Annotated in this window: 18 protein-coding genes and 2 pseudogenes; 9 read left to right on the forward strand and 11 right to left on the reverse strand. The window is 37.6% G+C overall.

Translation table 11 applies throughout. From position 1 onward, the window contains the following. Positions 1–37 precede the first annotated feature (37 nt). Both ACM03V_RS32450 and ACM03V_RS32455 read left to right on the forward strand, forming a co-directional pair. Positions 38–1636, forward strand: a complete 1599-nt coding sequence (locus ACM03V_RS32450; protein ID WP_414624934.1) for an FAD-dependent monooxygenase — start codon at positions 38–40, stop codon at positions 1634–1636. A gap of 5 nt (positions 1637–1641) precedes the next feature. Next, positions 1642–2301, forward strand: coding sequence for a glutathione S-transferase family protein (locus tag ACM03V_RS32455; protein ID WP_414624935.1), 660 nt, complete (start codon positions 1642–1644; stop codon positions 2299–2301). 402 nt (positions 2302–2703) lie between these two features. Here the strand turns inward: ACM03V_RS32455 and cas6 are convergent, their stop codons facing one another. Further along, the gene (cas6, locus tag ACM03V_RS32460) at positions 2704–3825 is read right to left on the reverse strand and encodes a CRISPR-associated endoribonuclease Cas6 (protein ID WP_414624936.1); all 1122 of its coding nucleotides are present in this window, start codon (positions 3823–3825) and stop codon (positions 2704–2706) included. Positions 3826–4094: 269 nt separating this feature from the next. Between cas6 and ACM03V_RS32465 the strand changes: the two genes are divergently transcribed. Continuing rightward, on the forward strand, positions 4095–4628 hold the full coding sequence (locus tag ACM03V_RS32465) for a hypothetical protein (RefSeq protein ID WP_414624937.1): 534 nt from the start codon (positions 4095–4097) through the stop codon (positions 4626–4628). Positions 4629–5330: 702 nt separating this feature from the next. Here ACM03V_RS32465 and ACM03V_RS32470 read toward each other — a convergent pair. Beyond that, positions 5331–5627, reverse strand: coding sequence for a hypothetical protein (locus ACM03V_RS32470; RefSeq protein WP_414624938.1), 297 nt, complete (start codon positions 5625–5627; stop codon positions 5331–5333). 230 nt (positions 5628–5857) lie between these two features. Between ACM03V_RS32470 and ACM03V_RS32475 the strand changes: the two genes are divergently transcribed. Next, positions 5858–6070 (forward strand): peptidoglycan-binding domain-containing protein, encoded by a 213-nt coding sequence (locus ACM03V_RS32475; RefSeq protein ID WP_414624939.1) that lies wholly within the window; start codon positions 5858–5860, stop codon positions 6068–6070. A gap of 94 nt (positions 6071–6164) precedes the next feature. On the opposite strand, the gene ACM03V_RS32480 is transcribed toward ACM03V_RS32475, so the two are convergent. Next, the gene (locus ACM03V_RS32480; protein WP_414624940.1) at positions 6165–7025 is read right to left on the reverse strand and encodes an aspartoacylase; all 861 of its coding nucleotides are present in this window, start codon (positions 7023–7025) and stop codon (positions 6165–6167) included. 457 nt (positions 7026–7482) lie between these two features. On the opposite strand from ACM03V_RS32480, the gene ACM03V_RS32485 reads away from it, so the two are divergent. The 3 genes from ACM03V_RS32485 to ACM03V_RS32495 all read left to right on the forward strand — a co-directional run bounded on the left by ACM03V_RS32485 (position 7483) and on the right by ACM03V_RS32495 (position 9432). Further along, positions 7483–8709: an MFS transporter gene (locus ACM03V_RS32485; protein ID WP_414624941.1), complete on the forward strand. Its 1227-nt coding sequence runs from the start codon at positions 7483–7485 to the stop codon at positions 8707–8709. Positions 8710–8839: 130 nt separating this feature from the next. Next, positions 8840–9004, forward strand: a complete 165-nt coding sequence (locus ACM03V_RS32490) for an element excision factor XisH family protein (RefSeq protein ID WP_414624942.1) — start codon at positions 8840–8842, stop codon at positions 9002–9004. A 92-nt stretch (positions 9005–9096) separates the two neighbouring features. Further along, entirely contained in the window at positions 9097–9432 is a 336-nt protein-coding gene (locus tag ACM03V_RS32495; RefSeq protein WP_414624943.1) for a XisI protein, read from the forward strand. 250 nt (positions 9433–9682) lie between these two features. On the opposite strand, the gene ACM03V_RS32500 is transcribed toward ACM03V_RS32495, so the two are convergent. From ACM03V_RS32500 to tsaA, 6 genes and pseudogenes are all read right to left on the reverse strand, one after another. Further along, positions 9683–9880: a hypothetical protein gene (locus ACM03V_RS32500; RefSeq protein ID WP_414624944.1), complete on the reverse strand. Its 198-nt coding sequence runs from the start codon at positions 9878–9880 to the stop codon at positions 9683–9685. Positions 9881–9988: 108 nt separating this feature from the next. Further along, positions 9989–10325: pseudogene (locus ACM03V_RS32505) on the reverse strand (XisI protein). Continuing rightward, on the reverse strand, positions 10313–10489 hold the full coding sequence (locus ACM03V_RS32510) for an element excision factor XisH family protein (protein ID WP_414624951.1): 177 nt from the start codon (positions 10487–10489) through the stop codon (positions 10313–10315). Before ACM03V_RS32510 ends, ACM03V_RS32505 begins: the two are co-directional and overlap by 13 nt. Before the next feature lie 183 nt (positions 10490–10672). Further along, positions 10673–10983: pseudogene (locus ACM03V_RS32515) on the reverse strand (element excision factor XisH family protein); the annotation flags it as partial. A 149-nt stretch (positions 10984–11132) separates the two neighbouring features. Beyond that, complete coding sequence (locus ACM03V_RS32520; protein WP_414624945.1) at positions 11133–12308, reverse strand: AGE family epimerase/isomerase; 1176 nt, start codon at positions 12306–12308, stop codon at positions 11133–11135. A gap of 163 nt (positions 12309–12471) precedes the next feature. Further along, a complete protein-coding gene (gene tsaA / locus ACM03V_RS32525; RefSeq protein ID WP_414624946.1) occupies positions 12472–13032 on the reverse strand; it encodes a tRNA (N6-threonylcarbamoyladenosine(37)-N6)-methyltransferase TrmO in 561 nt (186 codons plus the stop codon). A gap of 183 nt (positions 13033–13215) precedes the next feature. On the opposite strand from tsaA, the gene ACM03V_RS32530 reads away from it, so the two are divergent. Further along, complete coding sequence (locus ACM03V_RS32530) at positions 13216–14184, forward strand: M48 family metalloprotease (protein ID WP_414624947.1); 969 nt, start codon at positions 13216–13218, stop codon at positions 14182–14184. Positions 14185–14187: 3 nt separating this feature from the next. On the opposite strand, the gene ACM03V_RS32535 is transcribed toward ACM03V_RS32530, so the two are convergent. After that, entirely contained in the window at positions 14188–14724 is a 537-nt protein-coding gene (locus tag ACM03V_RS32535; RefSeq protein ID WP_414624948.1) for a DOMON-like domain-containing protein, read from the reverse strand. A 19-nt stretch (positions 14725–14743) separates the two neighbouring features. Then, positions 14744–15877: a phosphotransferase enzyme family protein gene (locus ACM03V_RS32540; RefSeq protein WP_414624949.1), complete on the reverse strand. Its 1134-nt coding sequence runs from the start codon at positions 15875–15877 to the stop codon at positions 14744–14746. A 373-nt stretch (positions 15878–16250) separates the two neighbouring features. Here ACM03V_RS32540 and ACM03V_RS32545 point away from each other — a divergent pair, with 373 nt between their 5' ends. Further along, positions 16251–16631, forward strand: a complete 381-nt coding sequence (locus tag ACM03V_RS32545) for a DUF4870 domain-containing protein (RefSeq protein ID WP_414624950.1) — start codon at positions 16251–16253, stop codon at positions 16629–16631. Positions 16632–16928: the final 297 nt, after the last annotated feature.

Here is a 16928-nt window from a genome sequence, read left to right on the forward strand (position 1 = left end):
GGAGCGCAGAGTTTTTTTTTACACCTCTAATAAAACCATGAAAAACATCAAAACAGAAGTATTAATAATCGGTGGCGGCCCAGTCGGTATGGCAATGGCAGCCGAATTACGCTACCAAGGAATTGATTGCATATTAATTGAAAAAACAGATGGAGTTGTCCGCGATCCTAAAGTAAGTACTGTAGGATATCGTTCGATGGAATTCTGCCGTCGTTGGGGTATTTCCGAAAATATTAGAAACGCTGGCTGGGATAAAAACCATACTTTAGATGTGGCTTGGGTAACTTCTGTGGGAGAACATGAAATCTTCCGCGTCAAATTACCTTCCTATGCCGATCGCACTCAACCCGAATACGCTCCGGAAACGGAACAGGTATGTCCCCAACATTGGTTTGCTCCCGAATTTCTCAAATTCTTAGGAATATATCCCCAAGGAAGTGTAAAACTACTTTCGGAATTAGAAGATTTTCACCAATCCGATAACGGAATAGTTGCGAGCATCAAGAATTTAGCAACTGGAAACACCGAAACTATCGAAGCTAAATACATGGTGGCAGCCGATGGCGCTCGCGCTACTATTCGTAAACAGTGCGGTGTTGAGGCAATTCAATATCATCACACGCAAAAATTTCAAAGCGTTGTTTTTCAAGCTCCCGAATTAGCTTCTCAACTAGGCGATCGCAATGCTGTGGTTTTCTTCTTAGTTAATCCCATCATCCAAGAACCTTTACGAGCAGTTGATGGCAAAGGACAATATCGTTTAATTCTCAAACCTCAAGAAAACGGTACTTTACTCGATGCCTATACAGCAATCAAAGCAGCTATTTCTATAGATACTCCTATAGACGTAATCTCAAACCTTCCCTGGCGTTTATCTCATAAAGTCGCCAAACATTTTCGTCATGGAAACATTTTCTTTATTGGCGATTGCGCTCATACTCTTTCCCCATCTGGCGGTTTTGGTATGAATACCGGAATTGGCGATGCAGTTGATTTGGGTTGGAAACTCGCCGCTACTATTAAAGGTTGGGGAGGAGAAAATTTACTTGATAGCTACGAAATTGAACGTCGTCCGATAGCGGTACAGAACCTCGAAGCAGCAAACGCTAATTTACAACGCACTCAAAAACGCGGCATTCCTCCCGAAATTGCAAGTAATTCTCCAAAAGGTGAAGCAATTAGAAAACAAATGGCTGAAGGTATGGAAAAAAGTGGAGTTAAAAAAGAATTTGATGCTCCTGGTGTCCATCTTGGTTTACGTTATTCTTCACCAATTGTAATTGCTGAGGGAATACCACCATTAAATAATTCCCAGGAATGGACGCAAAGCAGTTATCCCGGTTGCCGCGCACCCCACGCTTGGCTGAAACCTGGATTATCAACTTTGGATTTATTTGGTCATGGATTTACGTTGATGTGTTTTAACTCAAATTCTGGAATTGAAGAGTTAACGAAAACTTGTGAGGAAAAACAAATTCCTTTAACAACACATCAAATTAACAATCCTGAAATTGCCCAACTTTACCAACGTGCTTTCGTCTTGGTAAGACCAGATGGACACGTTGCTTGGAGAGGCGATGAAATTCCTCAAGATGTGGAAATGATGATTGATAAAATTCGAGGAGGAATTGTATAAAATACATGAAACTCTACTACGCACCAGCTTCTTCCTATTCCCAACGTGTATTAATTGCTCTGTACGAAAAAGAGTTGGATTTTACCCCTATTGAAGTAAATCTGTTTGATGCAGAATCTAGAAATGAATATTTTCAGATAAATCGCTTTGGTAAAATTCCTACTTTAATAACGGATGATGGGGAAATACTTTTAGAAGCGAGCATAATTATTGAATATCTCGACAGCTATCAAAAGCAAATCTCCTTAATTCCCAAGGATATTAACGCAAATTTAGAAATGCGAATGCTCGAAAGGATTATTGATGTTTACGTTAATGGGGGAAGGGAAGCATTATTTAAGGATAGTCAGCGATCGCCCAACGAAAGAGGTAATAAAGAAGTTGTCAAAGCCAAACGATTATTAGAGTCAGCTTGTAATTTACTCGATGAGAAATTAGCGAATCGTAATTGGTTGGTAGGGGATGCGTTTACTTTGGCTGATTGTAGCGCTGCTCCGACTCTTGCTTATTTACAAATAGTTTACGATTACCAGCATTTAGAAAATTTGACAGCTTATTTTAAAAGGTTATCTGAGAAACCATCTGTTGCAAAAGTTTTTGCATCTGGAAGGGAGCAGATGATGCAGATGTTATCTACTTTGAAGTATCCGGTAAATTGGGAATAGGGAATAGGGCATAGGGCATAGGTAATTAGTCTAAATCGCTCAAAGCCCTGTCATTGCGAGGAGGAACGACGAAGCAATCCCAAAATGTCGCGATTACTTCGCTTCGCTCGTAATGACGATTCAACGCAGTTAAAATCCCTGAAACATATATAGAGAGTACTTGTGTGTACACCGTAGCCCTCGAAGGGTGGGGCTACAAAAACAAAGCCCACGGAGGTGGGCTAATTCTGATTCGTTAATCTAGTGCGCGATCGCTTCGGACGAATATTGCGGTTTTCACGCTTGATGAAATACAGATCAACCTCACCCCCTTCCCTCGTAGGGAAGGGGGCAGGGGGGTTAGGTCAAAGTGTAAATTTAAAACTATATGGTTCATATTTCAATAAAAGCTAGCATACAAAACTACTCTTGTTTTTTCAATTCTCGTCGCGCTAATTTAACATAAGTTTTTACTGTTTCATAAGGCATCTCCAAATCTTGGGCTATCACTTGTAAAGACTCTCCCATTTCTCTTCTTGCTAAAATAGTCGCCCATTTTGAGGCAATCTCGCTGGCTCTTTCTCCTCCGGTGCGCTTGCGTTGTGCTTTAAAAATTTCTGTTAAATCTTCGATGCGTTTCGCCAATAAGTTTTCAACTTCGGGTATATCTTGTACTATTAAAGATGACCATCCCAAACGGGTTTGTCCTAATCCAAATGTGGTTTTATGTCCAGTGCCGCAATAGGGTGCGAGTCTCCCTAAAGCGTAAAATAATTGTTGATATTCTGGATTTTTAGCAGATTCCTTACTTAAACTTAAACTCAATTCAATTGCACCAGTAAATCCCGTCACCGCACCTTTTTTACCAGCTAACACTTTATCGGTTGAGATTTGACAGCGATTTACCAATACAGATTCATCCACCCAAGCCAAAAAATCATCTTGTTCAAAAGTCATACCAGAAAAATTATTCCACCGTCGCAGATAGCTATGAAAAATATTCGTGGGTAATGGTAGGGGAAAGTGATGTCCTTTGCGACGAAAACTAGTAGGGCTAATAAATTGCAAAATCACATTTTTGCTATTTTCCGAGTTTAGCAGTTGAGCGTAAGTTGTGGGAGCATGGACAATATTACAAGCATTAATTTTTAACTTTACGGTGCGTAAATCGATTGTAGAAGGCATTTTTTTTACCCATTCTGCCATCCACTTCTGTACCGGATGGGATAAAGCAGTCAGATACCAGCGATACTTATTGCTGGCAAATACCTGTATCTGTCTACCGCTACTAATCATCTCTCCGTTTAAAGCAGAAATAGTAAAAGGTTTTTCTGACTCTGCATCATGAAGATAAGTAGAAAATTCTGAGTCAACTTGTCGCACTTGATTCAAAAACCAAGCATGGAGTCCAATAGTATATTGTGGGTAGAGATAACTATCTTTTTCAGGAATTAACTCCAATTCTAAGCCAACTAACTCAGTTTTTGACGACCATTTTAAATTAGATGAAGAACTACTTGACTTTTTGCGAGTACGTCGGAGCATAATAATATTTGATTCATTTATTTGATATTTTATATTTTTTAGTCCCCTTGAGGGGATTGGTAATTGGTGAAACACTGCGTTGCGGAGGAACACGACCGTTGTAGCAAGTGTTGAACCCGAAGGGTAATTGATAAATGTATATTTTTATTTTTATCGCTTGACAGATAAGGTTAATTCACGTATTTTCTTTGTTGAGTAATGTGTTGAATTTAAAATCGACACACTAGCGCCGAACCTTGAAAACCCTATAACTTCGTTGAGATGCGTCGATGCCTTATACAGTAAGGCTTTCAGACGACAAAAATCATGATTTTCTAGAAAAATTTTTCCATTTTTTCGGAGTGTGTCGATTGGGGTATTCCAAACCCCCTCTCTGTAAAGGTTTCAAATGCGAACTCTTTACAAACCACTTGCCCCGAAAGGGGATGGAAACAAGAGAGTCTGTTTGGACTCGTGTCTCGTACCGCCTTTACAAACCACTTGCCCCGAAAGGGGATGGAAACACCTGTGTAGGTCAAGTTAGGGTAAAGACGTTTACTTTACAAACCACTTGCCCCGAAAGGAGATGGAAACGCTGGGGAGGTAATAGACTGACTCATGATAAAACCCTTTACAAACCACTTGCCCCGAAAGGGGATGGAAACATTAAAGAAACTCCAACTAATCCAGCAACAAAATTCTTTACAAACCACTTGCCCCGAAAGGGGATGGAAACACTTCTTTTTCGGTATTTTGAAAAAGAGAGTTATAAACTTTACAAACCACTTGCCCCGAAAGGGGATGAAAATGAACAACTTGATTAGAGAAAATCCTTTTTTCGGGGATAAAACAGGAGATGATATTTAAAGATGATGGAGTATTGCTCTAAGAAGGATTTGGGGAATTATCGATTTTGCGTTTATCTTCCAATTTTTTAATTTGTAGTTGATTTGGTGGTATTAAAAATTGTTTATATTTGACATCTTGCACCATTATTGACACCGCCGGGGGTTGCAAACCCCCGTGTCATAGCATAAGTCCTATAAATAGGACTGGGTAAGTGTTTCAGTCTACTTAAGTAGACTTTCGCTATTAGCCTGGGATTTGCAATCCCAGGCGATTTTGAGTGCTAATTGACAATTTGAATCCGAGATATGTTTTTCAAAGATAGATCTCGTCTATCAATATCTTTCGGTAAATCGAAGTCTTTAATTTATTTAACTATATAGTTATTGAATGCTGTTGCGAAGGATTGATATTCATCGCGGTTAAGTAGGTAGGCATAATTAAATGTAAGATGTCATTGCGAGGAACGAAGCAATCCCAGTCACTGCGGTTGCTATGTCCTGACGGACACGCTTCGCTAACGTCGTTCCTCCTCGCAATGACTGAGCGTATTATATTTATTTGTATTAACCCACTTAATAGTGCGATCGCCTTCTTTTTATATTTTTTTCTAGTTAATCCAATCTATGTATATAGGGAATATTGTTCTTCCCCTATATACAAATGTAAAATTATGCTGATTAACGATTAGCCTTGAATTCTTGAATTAAATTTAATAGTTCAGTTTTAGCTTGTGTATCGTCTTCAAGTTTTGCAAAAAAATGAGACATTACCTTTACCAAGATACTGTGAGCTTCAACTTGACTAATATCCGGATCGAGAGATTGAATATAATTAGCAGAATTTACCACTTCCCGCATCACCTCTTCTAAAACAACATTCATTTCATCAGATACATATGCGGTTCCTTTATCAGTAGTGACATAAGCACTATCGTCTTCGTTGATTTGCACAAATGCATTCGATTGATCGGTCATTTTACTTTTATCCCCATTATGAGTGTATAACCCGAAGTATAGATGGGGAGATGGGGAGATGGGGGGATGGGGGGATGGGGGGACAAGGAGAGATTAACTGCTCACTGCTCACTGTTAACTGATTTCAAAATTGCATAAAGCGAATAACCCCATCCCTACATATTAAATAAGACCACAAAGTTAACTCTGAATGGTTAACTGTCAATTAATTTAAAAAGGAGAATTTACAAATGGTACCTCAAACTCTAAGTCGTGGAATGAACGGTTCGGAAGTAGAACGCTTGCAAAAAGACTTATCCGCACGAGGATATGAAGTTAGCGTTAACGGAAACTTTGACGAATACACCGAAAATGCAGTCAAAGCATTTCAAAAGGATAACAATATCACAGTAGATGGAATCGTTGGAGCCGAAACAGGCCCCAAATTAGGCGCTCCTGTTTAACTTAAACGAACGCGGGTTGATTATTTAACCCGCTTTTTTATTGATGGAGATGGGGAGACAAGGAGAAGAATAAATTATTTTAAACTCCTAACTCCTAACTCCTAACTGTTAAACACATAGCAGTTCCTTTTTCATAATAAGCAGCTTCGTTGATAAATACCGGATATACGGTTTGATCTCCTTGATAAAAAATTTCCTCTCCATCAAAGGTAATAAATATTGGATTGCCAGGATGTAAGGGTTGGTAATCTTCAAATTGCAATTGGGGATGAATCATAGCTCGGATTTCCCCTTGCTCATTTCTGGGATAATCAACTGTTCCGATGGCGGAATATTTAGTAAAACCCGAAGGAATTGATAATGGTTGTCCTTTGCGATCGGCTTCGAGATAATTTAAAATAACGTGAATCAATTCTTCGGTTGCTTGAAATAATTTTGCATCTAATACACCATTGGCTATTGCTCCCACTTCGATGGTAATTCCCAATTCTGCCGAGCTTATCAAATAAGATGATTCTTGATTAAGAGTGTGTTGTAAGATTTTAACTTTGGAATTAATTTGCGTTAAATATGCAGCCAATGAGAGTAAATAAGGATGATCCGAGTGCAAAATTACCGTTAATCCCATATTTGCTGTTGTGCTGTGCAAATCAATTATTAAATCAATTTTCTCTTCTTCAATTCGTCGAGCTATTTTTTTGGCTAATGATTGTTCGTAATTTATTAATCGGGGATTTTTTAAATCTTGACGGTTAAAAGCTCGATTCAAATCTGTATCTATATATCTTGTCCCCATAGCAACTGCTTTCTCATTAGCGATAAAACTAATTGTTTCAATACGATCGCGTTGAATCAGTTGCGGAGATTGTTGAAATTTCTTAACTAAAAATACTCCTGTGAGTTCCCCACCGTGAGTTCCACCGACTAAAGCAACTCGTTTAATTGATGCAACCATAAATTATCTCTATAAATAACAATTTATTTCTTTATCTCATTAGTGTAGAGAAAAGAGATTATTACGTCTAGAGTAGTGGATGTTATGGCACAATTCTAGGTTCGTAGTAGCGCTTTAGCGCCTCCGGATTCGGAACCCGGATGCGCTGAAGCGCTACTACGAACTCCTTAAAATTAATGTGGTGGAATACTAGGTACTAAATAATGATTATTTTTAAGCTCTGCGTCGATTTATTTGACGCAGCTTTTTTTTAATTTAATAACTGCTTATTAAAAGACTCTGCTTGTCGTATTACATTTCGCAATATATAGCTAAAACCTTTGACGATAAAGAATTAAATGGCTTATCAATAAATATATTTTTAGTAATAACCCAGAGTAAAAGCATAAATATTTTTCTTATTCCCTATGAATTAATAACGAAAGAAACAAATTAATTTTACTAAGGAATAAGAGCAATGACTACATCATTAACACCAATTAATTCTCATTCAGGAAAAGCAAAAGATAGTATTTTTCAAGATAAAAATCTGCTCATTGTTGTGAGTATGACGATGATAGCAATTATGCCTTTGTTTAGCATAAGTCCAATTCTGACAACTATAGCTAAAGGATTAAATATTTCTCCCCAACAATCGGGATTAATTATGGCAGCTTATCTGATGCCAGTTGCAATTGGAACACCAATATTCGGAATTTTAGCCGATCGCTTTGGCTTTAAGAAAATTTTGATTCCTTCTTTGCTTGTATTTGCTCTAGGTGGTGTTTTATGTGCTATGAGTGGCAACTTTCGCGCTCTGATCGAGTGGAGAATTTTACAAGGGCTTGGTGGTGCTTCTTTAGAGGCTTTGGTACTTTCAATAATTGGTAGCTTATATAATGGAAAAAAATTAACTCAAGCAATGGCTTTCAATGCTGGTGCAATTGGTGTTGGCTCAACTATTTATCCAATTTTGGGAGGTGTTTTAGCTAGTTTGAGTTGGAGATATCCCTTCGCACTATCATTATTAGCTGTTCCCGTTGCATTGTTAGTAAGCTTAAAACTCAAATTGCCTAAAATTAAAAAGCCAACTGAAAAATTTAACCTCGGTAGCTATGTAAAAAATATACTTAAAAGTATTCAAAATCGAAATGTTTTACTGTTGTTTTCTGCGGTAATTACCTTGTTCATGATAGAGTTTGGAGCATTCTATACCTTCACTCCAGTTTTTGCAGGGGATGATTTAGGGGCAACGAGCGCGGTAATTGGAATGGTATTAACCACAAATGCTTTATCACTGACAATCTTCTCCTTCTTCGTTACCTTATTTGCTGACAAAGTTTCTGAAATCAACTTAATTAAAATATCTTTCGTTATCTTCGCAGTTGCTTTATGCATCATTCCCACAGTTAATTCAATTCCGATGCTGGTAATTCCCTGTGTCTTAATCGGAATAGTTGAAGCTCTAGCGTTTCCTTCACTGCAATCATCGATCGCTAAACTTGCTCCTCAAGAATATCGTTCTGGTTTCATGTCTCTCAACGTGACAATTCAAGCAGTCGGAAGAGCCATCGGCCCAGTTTTTGCAGGAATCATATTTGGTATCGGGGGAATTGCAGGAGTTTGTTTCATCGGTGCTGCTGCAACTATAATCTCAATCGTAATCTTCAGTTTGTTCATCACTTCAAAATCTGGGAAAATTTAGGATATATGACTTTAATCCCAATATGAGATTACAAATTACAGAAGAAGGGAACGGGGAATAGAAATCAAATTATTCGTAAATAACCCAAAATTGTTGTAGAGACGTAGCAGTGCTACGTCTCTCTTTATTTATGGTTGTATCGAAAATGCGGCTTCAAGATGCGGGGATTATATTTAGCTGTGATTGGGCGATCGCGCAAATAGCATTAGGGCAATTTTTAAATTACCGTTTAGTTTTAAAAGAAAAAGAGAAAGAACGTATCTTATATTTAGCAGTACCTATTTATGCTTATTAATCATTTTTTCAACGAGATTTACCCAAAGCAGTAATTAATCAATATCAATTAAAATTAATTGTATACGACCCAGTAGAAGAGGTGATAGTCAAATGGATAAATTAGAATTTTATCGCCAGTGTATTCAAGGAATATTAACAGAATATAGCAAATGTCCGCCGGTAAATGGTGAAATTGAGGTACAAACTATATTTGATACAAAAAACGACCATTACCAAGTAGTAGATTTGGGATGGGATAAGCATCGTCGAATTTATAATTGCGTGATGCATTTTGATATTAAAGACGGTAAAATCTGGATTCAACGCAATCAAACAGATGATGTGCTTGCCGAGGAGTTGGTAAGAATGGGTGTAGCAAAGGAAGATATTGTATTAGGGTTGCAGCCGGAATATGTGAGAGAGTATGCGGGTTATGGGGTGGTTTAGTAAAGTGCGTTACAGCAGTTTTTCTATTGCTGATTTCATAACTCGTCATAATCCATTGACTGTGATAAATATAAAGGCAATTTCCTGTTTAGCACGTAAAGAGGCTGCAATCAAATTCGGTTGTGTTTTCTTAAATAGACATCTCCGGAAAACATTTTTATGGTTTCAAATGATATGCATACCGCGAGCCCCCCTACCCCCCTTCCCTACGTTAGCGTAGCGTGTCCGGAGGACATGGGAATGGGGGTTTTTAAGCCTCTCCCCCAGTGGGGGAGAGGTTTGGATGCAGTTCTTTTTCTTTTGTGGAGATGTCTAATGACTGCTCCCACTTAAGTTCCTCTTCTAAATTCTGAATATATTCTCGGAGATGTTCTACAACTTGATTTTGTGCATTTTCTGGTAAAGATTCTATCATCTTCAGTACAGTTGTAATTGCTGGGGATGACATAATTATTCTTGGTAACAACGATTTGAGAAGACTTGAAATACATATGAATATATTTATTTAGTTTAGTAGCGATCGCCATCCATCAGCCAAACGGAACATTGATTTTTCTCAAGCAACCCCATAATCGGTATATTGTCGTTTATAAGGAGCTTGCAACCCCAGCACAATATCCTCTCTAGGTATTCCCATTTCAACTAATTCTTCAGCGGGGTTTAAATCCGTTAAATTCGGCACGAAGCCAGATTTTTCCATCTTTAATATCGAAATGCATCACGCATCGATAAATACGATTTAATTCTTGCCAACCTACATTCATCCACTGATAATGATCTCTTTCTGTGTTTAAAATAAGTTGGACTTCTACTTCATTATCTGATACATCATCATTCGTATAACTAATTAGTAATTTTTTCACACAATCGCGGTATTTTGTTACTTTATCCACCGTACAATTACCTCCTTTACAGGGTCATATACAATTAATAAAAGCTGATATTCTTGTATTGCTGTTTGTGAAAATTCTAATTGAAAAAAAGTTTTATATACATCTAATGGTACTGCTAAATCTAAAACTCTTTCCGGTTGATTATTTTGTAATGCAAGACGGATAACTAAGAAATTGCCCTAAAGCATTAGACATCTCCGGAAAACATTTAGATAGTTTAATTTTATACGCAAACCGCGAGCCCCCCTACCCCCCTTTCCAAAAGCGGAAAGTGGGGTTTTTTAAGCCTCTCTCCCAGTGGGGGAGAGGTTTGGAGAGGGGTATTTTCAATTCCTGCGATGTCTATTGTAAAAATCAGTAATTGCGGAAGGATTAAGAAAGCTTTTGATTTCAACAGCAATTTTTTCTCCTGCTTTCTCTGCTGCAATAACTTTTTCTGCTCCTAAATCTATTCTAAATAGGACTTACGCAAAGCCCCCCAATTCATCGGGGGGTTGGGGGGATCTCAGAGTTGGGAATACTTTTGGGTTGCGGTTGCGTAAGTCCTGCTAAAGTTTACTTCTCCAAATTTAAACTTTAGTGGATCATCTGTGATTAACCACTCCTCTTTTTGAAGAGCATTTTTTACTGATTCATGAAAAATATCTTTTGCCGACACTGGTAGAACAAAGTAAAGACTTATTAATTATTTTAAACTTGAATAGCAATAATTTATCTAACTACTTCCTCCTCCCCCTTCTTCCTCTGCGCCCTCTGCGGTTATTTACCCCAATTACCTACTACCAATTACCAATTACCAACTACCAACTACCCATTACCCAAAATATCAAACTGCAACCAACACATATACATAGCTCTTGGTACATGAAAACAACCCTTCCATTTACCACCTTTCAAATTCAACAACACTTCCCCACGACGGTTTAAATAACCAAACCATTCCCCATACTCAGCATCGGAAAAATGCGCCCAAGTATAATCGTGCATCTTCTGATACCACTGCCAACATTCCTTCCTTCCCGTCAAACGATAACCCATCGAAGCGGCTACCAAGGATTCCAAATGCACCCACCACAATTTTTGATCCCATTCGAGTTGCTGCGGTGGGTATCCATCAATATCCATAAAATAATACAAACCACCGTGCTTTTTATCCCAGGCAAAATTAAGAATATTTAAGGTAACATCAACAGCTTGATTGATTAATTCTTTATCATCACGACGTTGGGCAATATCCATCATAAACCACATTGCTTCTATACCGTGTCCGGGGTTTATTAATCTGCCTTCAAAACAATCAATATGGGAAGCATCGGGAGCAACGTTTTCAAAGATTAACCCCCGCTCTTTATCGAGGAAATCGCCCATTACTTCTTCTACGGTTGTATCTAAAACTTGTTGTAGCGTATCATCTTCTAATAACCAAGCCATTTCTAACGATAAGTTAGCTAAAATCATCGGTACAGCTAAAGACTTCATCGCACGAGTACCGGGATAGGCTTTATTATATTTACCTTTGGGATTTTCTTGACGACGTAAAACGTTATTATAAGCTTGCAATGCAATTTCTTTGGCAGATTCTTCACCGGAAGCGAGAGCATATTGACTAAAAGCCATTGCCGCAAAACAATCGGAAAATATATTATAAGGTTGGATTAATGGTTTACCTTCGCGAGTAAGGGAAAAATACCAGTTACCTTCATCGTCTCTCCCGTTTTCTGCAAGGAAATTAGCACCGTTTGCAGCGATTTTTAACCAATCTTCCCGCTTCTCCAACTGGTTGTAAAGCATGGAAAACAGCCACACCTGGCGATTTTGCAACCAAATAAACTTATCGGTATCGTATACTTTACCATTTCTATCCAAGCAGGTAAAATAACCGCCTTTTTCCCAATCTACCGAATGATTTTCCCAAAATGGCAGCACATCATTGAGAAGAGTGTTTTTATAAAGTTGAGCTAGCTGTTGAAAATCGTATTCCATTGCTTCTACCTTTAAATGTTTGTTGGATTGATTCTGAGTAAGAGTTTTTAAACGCAGAGGAAAGCAAAGGTAAGCGCAAAGGTACGCAGAGTTTTTTGCTCATATATTGAGTAATTGTAAGATATTTAAAATCCAAAACAAACTAAAATATAAAATCCAAAATCTACTTGGAATTTGTTTTTCCAAATACATCTGTTTCATGCTCGGAAGCATTTTCTATTTCGTCAACATAACCGCATTTTGCATCGGGGAAAGCATCGCAATAATTTACATAAGGTTTAATATCTAATACTGGTGTGTTGTCTAATAAATCAATTCCTTCTACGTGCAAAACTAAACCTTCTATTTTGATTAATTTAGGTGCGCTAAGCCCGATGGGATTGGGGCGATGGGGGGCGCGAGTTGCTAAAGTTCCTCGACGAATGCGCGGCCCGCGTGGGATAATTACGGTAGGATTCCAATGTTTATTTAAGTGCAACCATGCAATTACCCAAATCCGCTCGAAGCCTTCCATATCTTTGAGTGCTTCTGGGGGTATGCTGTCAAAAAGTTCAATTTGCGCTGGAGCCGGTTGATAAGATGACGGTGCAGACTGAAGTTGCGACTGTCTGGGGGTTCCATGTCTTTCCTTGTATGGCGATCGCACTACTCCGATCGGTTGTAAATTAATTTCGGTGGGAAAGGGAACGGTTTGAATGTAGTCTTTTGGGGGCAATTTGGGCATTGGAATAATCTGTTGAGTTTACGAAGAATTTTATCGTAGGTTAATACTACTCACAGCTAAAATCCTCTCGCAAAAAAAAATTAAAAGTTCTATTTCAAGTAATTATACGCACACAAATACTGCGATTGTTTCAATAGAATGAAGCTACAAAGATAGCGTCTATTAAAAACCTACACAGTATAAATGAGTATATTAAAAACTAAGTTACCAGCTATTCTAACTTGCTTATGCTTACTATTCTCAACTACCTTTACTACCAAGGCAAAAGCAACTTCTGAAGCTAACTCTATTTACCAAAACGCTAAAACACAACTGCCCCCAGACTTTTACGCGCTTTACCGGATTGTCGATAGATTGGCGCGTGCGAATGAATACGATACCCGCCCTTGGCAAGTTGTTAGAGTTGCTAAATATGATACTCAAGCGTTTGCGAAAAATGCCAATCTGATACCTATTTATAATGGTGCGTTTGAACAATTAGGTGGTGACGCTTCGGCTTTAGCCTGTATGATTAGTCATGAAATGGCGCATCATAAGCAACGGCATCAAGTTATTACTAATGTCGAAAAAGCTGAATTAATTGCCCAATTTCGAGAAGAAGCAGCAGAAAAAGTTTTAAATAGAAGCAGAAAAACATCCGCAGTCTCAGCAGTGGGTGATTTTGTTGTCAGACGGGTGATTGGAGGAACTATTGGTACTGTTGTTAATGGTGTTTTAGATAATCGAAATGACAGAAGATTTAGGAAACAGCAAAGACGTATTAATGAAATTGTAGAGAAAAAGACGGCAGAATTAGAAGAAAATCTCGAAAAGCAAAGTAGAGAAGATGAATTTGAAGCTGATAAGGTTGCTTATTTGGCTTCTGTTAAAGCTGGTTTTGATAAACAAGGATGTTTGCGTGCGATGTCGGTACTTAATCGCACTGCGGGAGTTACATTTGATCGAAATCATCCCACGATTAAAGAAAGAATTGCTGCATTAAAAGCTGTAATGGAATATCCTGCCGAAAGTTTAATAGAAGAAGGCAAAGAAAAATTATTTCAAACTCAACCTTTAACTTACAATTTGTCTCCAAATCAAACATCCTTGCGGGTAAATTCCCGTCATGGTGCTTCGGTAGGGGATGATATCGATCGAATGTTTGGTAGTTGATTTTTACATCGCAAATACAAAACTATCCCTCAAATGAAAATCTGCTTCTTCCCCACAATGCTTTAAAGCCCAATAACTAATATTACCAGTTTTTTCTTTAACTACAGCAGTCATAGAAACGTTAAAATTACAGTTTTCAGAAGTTAAATCTCGCAAATCAAACTTATCAACTCTTACTAATAAATCATAGAATCCTCTATCTATGTAAATATTCAGCGATTCCACTTTTCTTTCTTCCTGCATTCCTTGTCGATAATCATCAAAGCGATAGACATTCCAATCTCCACTCGGTGAAATATTAAATTCCCAGTAGCGAGGAGAATTTTCTATGCCGATAAAAAGCTCGAAACAAGTTGTCTGCCAAAGTTCATCTTTACGAGCTTCTTTGTCTGTTATTTGGGGAACATCTAACTTTTTTAAATCGCTTTTAAGTTCGTGGCGAAAATTTATAATATGATTATCTCGCGTAATTTCACTGGTAATTTTTGCATCAAATTTTGTTGGTTGGAATGGTTGTAAGGAAAATTTGTGTTTATCCATTCTATTTATTATTTAATCGCTATTTACTAAAAGTTGAGATAATTTTCCGAATCGCAGTTTCTTGCATTTCAATACTTTCGGTAAGCTTGAATTGTACTAAAGCTCTAGCTAAATTGTGTTCGGGATATTTAACTTTAAAGTAAACATTACCCGCCAAGTAATCGGTAAAAAATCGCAATCCTAATTCAAAGGCAATCAAACGAATCGCATCATAGATATATATATAGTCGCTTTCGGTGAGAAATTCTTTTGCTATTGAAAGATAACCACTTAAAAGCGATTCACATATCTCAGTATTGAAAGCTACCTCTTCCCAATCATCGGTTTCTTCACCCAAAGGATTGCACCCAGAGCGCAAACAATCGCCAATATCGTAATGTACTAATCCAGGTTTAACGGTATCCAAATCAATAATACTGATAGCTTCACCACTACTAGTATCAATCATGACGTTATTTATTTTTGGATCGCCGTGGATGGGACGCAAACGCAAACGTTCTTGCATTTGAGCATTTTCTAACACGTATGCCCAAGTTTTACGTTTATCTATAAATTTCAAACAGTATTTAACTTCGGGAGATTTAGAAGACGCATTATCTTGCATCTGTACATTTTCGTATTGTTCTAGATAAATCGGTGTAACGTGAAATCCCGGTAGAGTATCGGCTAATTTCTCAACTGGTAAATCGCCGATTAGATTATGAAACATTCCTAAAGCGTAACCAACTTCACTCGCGTGTTTATTATCTATAATAGTGTCGAAGGTTTGAGCATTATCAATAAAACTAATTGCTCGCCAAAATGAATTTTCAGAATCAATAAAATGGTCTTGATTATCTTGAGTTAATAATACGAGTGGTACTTCCCAACGGCGATTTAAGGTAAGGGGAGAATCTTGTAAACGTTGACGCGCGTGATTGGTAAAAATACTCATATTTCGCATTACCAATTCAGGTTTGTGAAACACGCTTTGATTGATGCTTTGTAAAATAAAATGCTTTGATTCTATAGAATCCAAGCTAACAAGAAAAGTACCGTTGATGTTACCATGCCCAAATTCTTCAACTTTGATAATTTTGCCTGGTGTTTTAAATTGATTGGCAATTCTAATCAGGTTATTCAAGGCTGTGTCTGTATTCGGAGATGCGTTCATTTCGAGTTACCCGATATTTAATTTATAATCCGTGTTGATTTCTTATCAATATATATGCCTAAAATCACTAAGCCAATATTAGTATGCAACATTATTAAACTAATTGGCACAAAGCTTGCGATGCCCATCCCACAAGAATTGGATCATTTTGCACATATTTACGACGGGCAAGGATGTCCATCCCACAAGAATTGGATGATTTTAACTTAATACGGTTCGGTAAACCTCATAAATCTTTGTTAAATAATTGTTAGAAGCCTAGTTAAATCAAGGAAATCGGGTTAGATTGCCCATTTACGGTAAACTTCAATACTAATCTGACAATATAATCGTTACAATTTAATTAAGAAAACAAGTTAAGGAACCCACACAGATGCAAGAAGTTACAATTAATTCTGATAAGCGTAAATTGCTATCAAGTTTGTGTCATGGGGCGATTTTCTTTAGTACAACAATATTTTCTATTGGCGTTCCAATTGCCATTTATTTTACTTCCGATGACCCAGTTGTCAAAGGGAATGCCAAAGAATCGATAAATTTTCACCTTAATGTTTGGTTTTGGGCAACTGTAATTGGAGTACCAATTGCGATTTTATCTTTCCTAACTTTTGGTATTGGTGGAATTATATTTTTCCCTGTAGTTGCTTTAGGATTTTTAGTACATTGGGGATTGACAATTGCAGCATTGTTGCACTGTTTGATGGGGAATTCGGATCAACCATTCCGCTATCCGTTTACTTTTCGACTATTTTAATCGCTTCAATTTAATCAAAATGTTTTTTAGAAAGGGTTGTGATGAGCAGCCCTTTTTTGTTTTTTGTAAGTTTTTGTAGGTTTTTGTAGGTTGGGTTAGACAGGTTTAGGAATTAGTTGATAACGAGGAAATTATTTGATCGTGTCGTAACCCAACATCGATATTTGGGAAGATGATAAAAATTGTATTGCTAATTTAATCTGCTCTAATTATCCGTGCTGAGAATGTTGGGTTACGGCAGTTTTTTGTAGGTTTTTGTAGGTTGGGTTAGACAGGTTTAGGAATTAGTTGATAACG

The sequence above is a fragment of the Calothrix sp. CCY 0018 genome, assembly GCF_963920925.1.
Taxonomy (GTDB): Bacteria; Cyanobacteriota; Cyanobacteriia; order Cyanobacteriales; family Nostocaceae; genus Rivularia.

Coding starts and splice junctions, on each gene's coding strand:
- ACM03V_RS32495 (WP_414624943.1), top strand. CDS start 9,097: ATGGATAAATTAGAATTTTATCGCCAGTGTATTCAAGGAATATTAACA.
- ACM03V_RS32455 (WP_414624935.1), top strand. CDS start 1,642: ATGAAACTCTACTACGCACCAGCTTCTTCCTATTCCCAACGTGTATTA.
- ACM03V_RS32470 (WP_414624938.1), bottom strand. CDS start 5,627: ATGACCGATCAATCGAATGCATTTGTGCAAATCAACGAAGACGATAGT.
- ACM03V_RS32450 (WP_414624934.1), top strand. CDS start 38: ATGAAAAACATCAAAACAGAAGTATTAATAATCGGTGGCGGCCCAGTC.
- ACM03V_RS32545 (WP_414624950.1), top strand. CDS start 16,251: ATGCAAGAAGTTACAATTAATTCTGATAAGCGTAAATTGCTATCAAGT.
- ACM03V_RS32540 (WP_414624949.1), bottom strand. CDS start 15,877: ATGAACGCATCTCCGAATACAGACACAGCCTTGAATAACCTGATTAGA.
- cas6 (WP_414624936.1), bottom strand. CDS start 3,825: ATGCTCCGACGTACTCGCAAAAAGTCAAGTAGTTCTTCATCTAATTTA.
- ACM03V_RS32485 (WP_414624941.1), top strand. CDS start 7,483: ATGACTACATCATTAACACCAATTAATTCTCATTCAGGAAAAGCAAAA.
- ACM03V_RS32490 (WP_414624942.1), top strand. CDS start 8,840: ATGGTTGTATCGAAAATGCGGCTTCAAGATGCGGGGATTATATTTAGC.
- tsaA (WP_414624946.1), bottom strand. CDS start 13,032: ATGCCCAAATTGCCCCCAAAAGACTACATTCAAACCGTTCCCTTTCCC.
- ACM03V_RS32480 (WP_414624940.1), bottom strand. CDS start 7,025: ATGGTTGCATCAATTAAACGAGTTGCTTTAGTCGGTGGAACTCACGGT.
- ACM03V_RS32500 (WP_414624944.1), bottom strand. CDS start 9,880: ATGTCATCCCCAGCAATTACAACTGTACTGAAGATGATAGAATCTTTA.
- ACM03V_RS32475 (WP_414624939.1), top strand. CDS start 5,858: ATGGTACCTCAAACTCTAAGTCGTGGAATGAACGGTTCGGAAGTAGAA.
- ACM03V_RS32520 (WP_414624945.1), bottom strand. CDS start 12,308: ATGGAATACGATTTTCAACAGCTAGCTCAACTTTATAAAAACACTCTT.
- ACM03V_RS32535 (WP_414624948.1), bottom strand. CDS start 14,724: ATGGATAAACACAAATTTTCCTTACAACCATTCCAACCAACAAAATTT.
- ACM03V_RS32530 (WP_414624947.1), top strand. CDS start 13,216: ATGAGTATATTAAAAACTAAGTTACCAGCTATTCTAACTTGCTTATGC.
- ACM03V_RS32465 (WP_414624937.1), top strand. CDS start 4,095: ATGCCTTATACAGTAAGGCTTTCAGACGACAAAAATCATGATTTTCTA.